Source organism: Streptomyces sp. LBL, from assembly GCF_029893585.1.
Taxonomy (GTDB): Bacteria; Actinomycetota; Actinomycetes; order Streptomycetales; family Streptomycetaceae; genus Streptomyces.
Genome location: NZ_JARXYX010000074.1, coordinates 1 through 4,913 on the forward strand (window position 1 = coordinate 1; position 4,913 = coordinate 4,913).

Here is a 4,913-nt window from a genome sequence, read left to right on the forward strand (position 1 = left end):
CTCCTCGCTCGGGTCCTCGGCGGCCCCGGGCGCCCCTCGCGCCGGCCCGGCCGGGGGCGCCCCCGGGGGGGGGGGGGGCGGCGGCGCCGGGGCGCCCCCCCCCCCCCCCCCGGGACTCTCCCTGTGGTTACGGGCGCCAGGTGGCCAGTACGCCCTCGTAGAGCTCGGTGTCGGTGAGCTCGCGGGGGGTGGGGCCCGCGTGGAAGAAGGACGTGTTGCCGGTCTTCAGTTTGCGGAGGTAGTCGAAGGCCTTGTTGTCGTGCTCACCGAAGGCGACGAAGGAGAAGAAGACGGAGGGGTGGGCCTTCGCGGCGTCCGTGAGGGACTGGGTGGCGGGGGTCTTCGCGTCGGGGGCGCCGTCCGTCTGGAAGACGACCAGGGCGGGGGTGCCGGGGGCGGCGTGCTTGGCGTGGTGGGCGACGACCGCCTCGACCGCCGCGTGGTAGCTGGTACGGCCCATGCGGCCGAGGCCGGCGTGCAGCTCGTCGATCTTGTTCTCGTGCTCGGTGAGGGTGAGCTCACCGGTGCCGTCCACCTCCGTGGAGAAGAAGACGACGTGCACCTTGGCCTCTGCCGGGCCCTCGGGGTCCAGGTGCGCCGCGAGGGCGAGGGTCTGCTCGGCGAGGGCCTGGGCGGAGCCGTCCTTGTAGTACGCGCGCATGCTCGCGGAGCGGTCCAGGACGAGGTAGGTCTTGGCCTGCGCGCCGGTGAGGTTCTTGGCGGTGAGGGTGGCGGCGGCGGCGGTGTAGGCGGTGCGGAGGGCCTGCGGCAGCGGCTCGGCTGCGTCCTCGGCTTCGCCTTCGGACGGGGTGTTCCCACCCGCACGGGTTGCCTGCGGCAGCGGCTCGGCTGCGTCCTCGGCTTCGCCTTCGGACGGGGTGTTCCCACCCGCACGGGTTGCCTGCGGCAGCGGCTCGGCTGCGTCCTTGGCTTCGCCTTCGGACGGAGTGTTCCCACCCGCACCACCCGTGCTGCTTTCGTCTTCGGCTGCGGGTGGCCCCTGTGGGGCGTCCTCGCCGTCGGCGGGTGCGGGCTCGGGTGCGGGGGTCGCCTCGGCGGCGAGTTCGGGTTCCGGTTCGGGTTCCGGTTCGGGGGCGACCTCGGCAACCGGCTCGGGCTCGGGCTCGCTCTCGGGTTCCGGTTCGGGGGTGGCCTCCGGAGCCGGAGCCGGAGCCGGAGCCGTGACCGGCTCCGCCTCGGCCGCCGGCGCTGCCTGCGTCGACTCCTCAACTGCCGGCTCCGGGCTGGCCGACTCCTCAGCCGTCGGCTCAGCGGCAGCCGGCTCCACAACCTCCGGCTCCACAACCTCCGGCTCCACAGCCTCCGGCTCAGCGGCAGCCGGCTTCGCAGCCTCCGGCTCCACAGCCTCCGGCTTTTCCGCCACCGGCTTCTCAGCGACTGGCTTCTCAGCGACCGGCGTTTCCGCCCCCCGCTCCTCCGCCGGGGGCGTCTGATTCGGGACCGTTACCTTGTCGAAGGCGGCGGCGACCAGGTCGTGCTCCTCCTTCGTGGTGAGCGTGGTGGAGGAGCGGGGCTCCGGCACCTGCGCCGGAGGAGGCGTTGTTGCCGTCGGTTCCGGGGTCGGCTCGGTCGCCGGGGACGGTACCTTCGGCTCCGCCACCTGCGAGGGTGTCCGCTCCGCCACCTGCGAGGGTGTCCGCTCGGCCACCCGCGAGGGTGCCGCGACCTGCGACGGAGTGTGATCCGCCACCTCCGAAGGTGCCGGTTCAGCCACCTGCGAAGGAGTCTGATCCACACCCTCTGCCTCGGCGGTACGCCCCTTGCGTGACCTGCCCAACGCATTCCGCAGGAGAGTGAGAATGCCCATGTGCGCAACCCTTCGCGTGAGTTGAAGCCCGTCAATCCCTGGCCAGGACGGACACGTAAGGTTAGCGGCCCCGGGGGGTGATCTTGGGCAGGGGCAGGTCATGTGCCGCCCCGGACGTCAAGGCCGACATTCAGCCGCCGTCAATCGGCCTACATCCGCCCCGGATTCACTCGCAGTTCACCGGCAGGCCCTGTTCCCGCACAAGCGTGCCCCTACCGTCCGTCAAGCTGGACTCAAGGGGAAGTAAGGGGAGCGTAAAAATGCGCATGCAGTTGCCGTTGATCAATGCCTCGTCCGAATCGCATCCCGGCGGGCGTTCTGCCCTGACCTGTCGGTTCCGGTGCGGTAACGCCTGTTTCCATCCGGCGCCCAACACCTCCGCCAACGAGTACGTCGGCGACGTCATCGCCGGTGCGCTCGGCCGCCGCTCGTTGCTGCGGACCGCCGCCGTCGTCACCGTGGCCGGTGCCGCGGGCGCCGGACTGGCCTCGCCGGTCGCCGCGGTCGAAAGCGGCACCGAAAGCAGCCGTACGACGTCCAAGCCCGGCACCTCCAAGGGTGCGCGCGGGCTGCGGTTCACCGCGGTCGCGCCCAACAACGCCGATGTCGTGACCGTCCCGGACGGATACCGGCAGAACGTCGTCATCCGCTGGGGCGAGCCCATCCTGCGCGGTGCGCCCGCCTTCGACCCGGAGAAGCAGACCGCCGCCGCGCAGGCCGGTCAGTTCGGGTACAACAACGACTTCCTGGCCCTGCTTCCGCTGCCGGGTGAGCGCGACCGGCAGATCCTCGTCGCCAACCACGAGTACACCGACGAGGTCCTGATGTTCCGCGGGTACGACGCCGCGCACCCCACCCGCGAGCAGGTGGAGATCGCCTGGGCGGCCCACGGGCTGTCCGCCGTCGTCGTGGAGGGGGATCGCAGGAGCGGGAAGCTCACCGCCGTCTCCCGGCATCCGCTCAACCGGCGCGTCACCGCCACCACCGAGTTCCGGCTCACCGGGCCCGCCGCCGGGTCCGCACTGCTGAGGACCTCCGCCGACCCGACCGGCCGCAAGGTCCTCGGCACCCTCAACAACTGCTCCGGCGGGACCACTCCCTGGGGTACGACCCTCCACGGCGAGGAGAACTTCAACCAGTACTTCGCCAACGCCACCCGCACCACCGACAAGCGGTACGGGATCGGTACCGGCGCCAGCGAGCGCAAGTGGGAGCAGTTCGACAAGCGGTTCGACGTCGCCCAGGAGCCCAACGAGGCGCACCGCTTCGGGTACGTCGTCGAGTTCGACCCGTACGACCCGCACTCCACGCCCCGCAAGCACACCGCGCTGGGCCGGTTCAAGCACGAGGGCGCGACCGTGCGGCTCACGAGCGACGGCCGACCGGTCGTGTACACCGGTGACGACGAGCGCTTCGACTACTTCTACAAGTTCGTCGGCAGCAAGCGGATGAAGCACGGCACCACTCGTGCTGTGAGGGAGCACAATCTCTCGCTGCTCGACGAGGGGACCCTGTACGTCGCCAGGCTCACCGGCGACTCCCCCGCCATCGAGATCGACGGCACCGGGAAGCTGCCCGCCGACGGGGAGTTCGACGGCGGCGGTGAGTGGATTCCGCTGGTGACCGCCACCGGCAAGGGTGCCGTCTCGCATGTCGAGGGCATGACCGTCGAGGAGGTCCTCGTCTTCACCCGGCTCGCCGGTGACAAGGTCGGCGCGACCAAGATGGACCGGCCCGAGGACATCGAGCCCAACCCGCACACCGGCAAGGTGTACGTCGCCCTCACCAACAACACCAACCGCGGTGTCGGTACGAACGCCCCGGCCGACGAGGCCAACCCCCGTAACGCCAACAAGCACGGCCACATCCTGGAGCTCACCGAGCGCTGGAACCGGGCCGACAGTACGAAGTTCGGCTGGACGCTGTTCCTGGTGGCGGGCGACCCGAACGACCCGGCGACCTACTTCGCCGGGTTCCCGAAGGACAAGGTCAGCCCGATCTCCTGCCCGGACAACGTGGCCTTCGACCCGCACGGCAACCTGTGGATCTCCACCGACGGGGCCCAGCTCGGCTACCACGACGGCCTCTTCGGCGTGGCCACGAAGGGCGAGCGGCGCGGTGAGCTCAAGCAGTTCCTGACCATGCCGATCGGTGCCGAGACCTGCGGCCCGCTCGTCCAGGACCGGCGTGTGCTGGTCGCCGTGCAGCACCCGGGCGAGATCAGCGGCGCCACCGTGGAGAAGCCGGCCAGCACCTGGCCCGACGGGCCCGGCAGGATCGTCCGCCCGGCCGTCGTGGCCGTGTGGCGCGCGGACGGCGACGACATCGGCGTCTGAGCAGAAGACGGCTCGCGTCGGCCGTGGTCGGACTCGGCCGTGGTCGGACTCGGGCCGCGGTCGGACCCGGCCGCGGTCGGACCCGGCCGCGGTCAGACCCGGCCGCGGTCAGACCCGGCCGCGGTCAGACCCGGGCTCGCGTCGGTGGCTGTGCCGGATCTGCGGTGGGCGCCGCGGACGCTCGCCGGCGTCGCACGAGGTGGCCGTAACGGCCGGTGAGCCAGCAGGTCAGGGCCACCGTCAGACCGAGCGCGACGAGCAGCCAGGAGACGGTGCGCAGGGTGGCTGTGAGGGCGTCGTAGATCGCGCCGGCGGCGGGCCGGTGGGCCGGGTCGGCCAGGTCGGCGAGGGTGAGCCGGCGGCCGATCGCGACGGCGAGGGCGAGGAGGGCGCCGCCGAGTGCGGTGCCGAGCGCGGTCGCGGTGACCGCGCGGCGACGGCAGGCCGCGACGGCGATCCCGGCGACCGCGAGGACGGCCGCCGTCACGGGCAGCCAGAAAGCGGCGACATCGAGCACGTGGTACCCCTTCCGGAGCCGGTCCAGGTCCTCGGCCGGAAGCACCGCGACCTCGGTGTGCCGGACCGGGATGCGCCGCGCCAGGGGCACATGGTCTTGGGCGAGTCGGTCCTTCAGCCGGGCGGGGGGCCCGGGGGGGGGGGGGGGGGCCCCCCCCCCCGCGCCCCCCCCCCCCCCCCCCCACCACCCCCCCCCGGGGCCCCCCCGTGCCCCCCCCCACCCCCGGGGGGCC

General features: G+C 72.4%; 2 protein-coding genes and 1 pseudogene. 1 reads left to right on the top strand and 2 read right to left on the bottom strand.

Features of this window, described 5'->3' with window-relative positions; all coding sequences use genetic code 11:
- Positions 1-127: 127 nt before the first annotated feature.
- Positions 128-1,828 carry a VWA domain-containing protein gene (locus tag M2271_RS42205; RefSeq protein WP_280892780.1) on the bottom strand — a complete coding sequence of 567 codons (1,701 nt, stop codon included), beginning with the start codon at positions 1,826-1,828 and terminating at the stop codon, positions 128-130.
- Between the two features lie 260 nt (positions 1,829-2,088).
- On the opposite strand from M2271_RS42205, the gene M2271_RS42210 reads away from it, so the two are divergent.
- Entirely contained in the window at positions 2,089-4,164 is a 2,076-nt protein-coding gene (locus M2271_RS42210) for a PhoX family protein (RefSeq protein ID WP_280892781.1), read from the top strand.
- A gap of 124 nt (positions 4,165-4,288) precedes the next feature.
- Here the strand turns inward: M2271_RS42210 and M2271_RS42215 are convergent.
- A pseudogene (locus M2271_RS42215) lies at positions 4,289-4,801 on the bottom strand (hypothetical protein); the annotation flags it as partial.
- Positions 4,802-4,913: the final 112 nt, after the last annotated feature.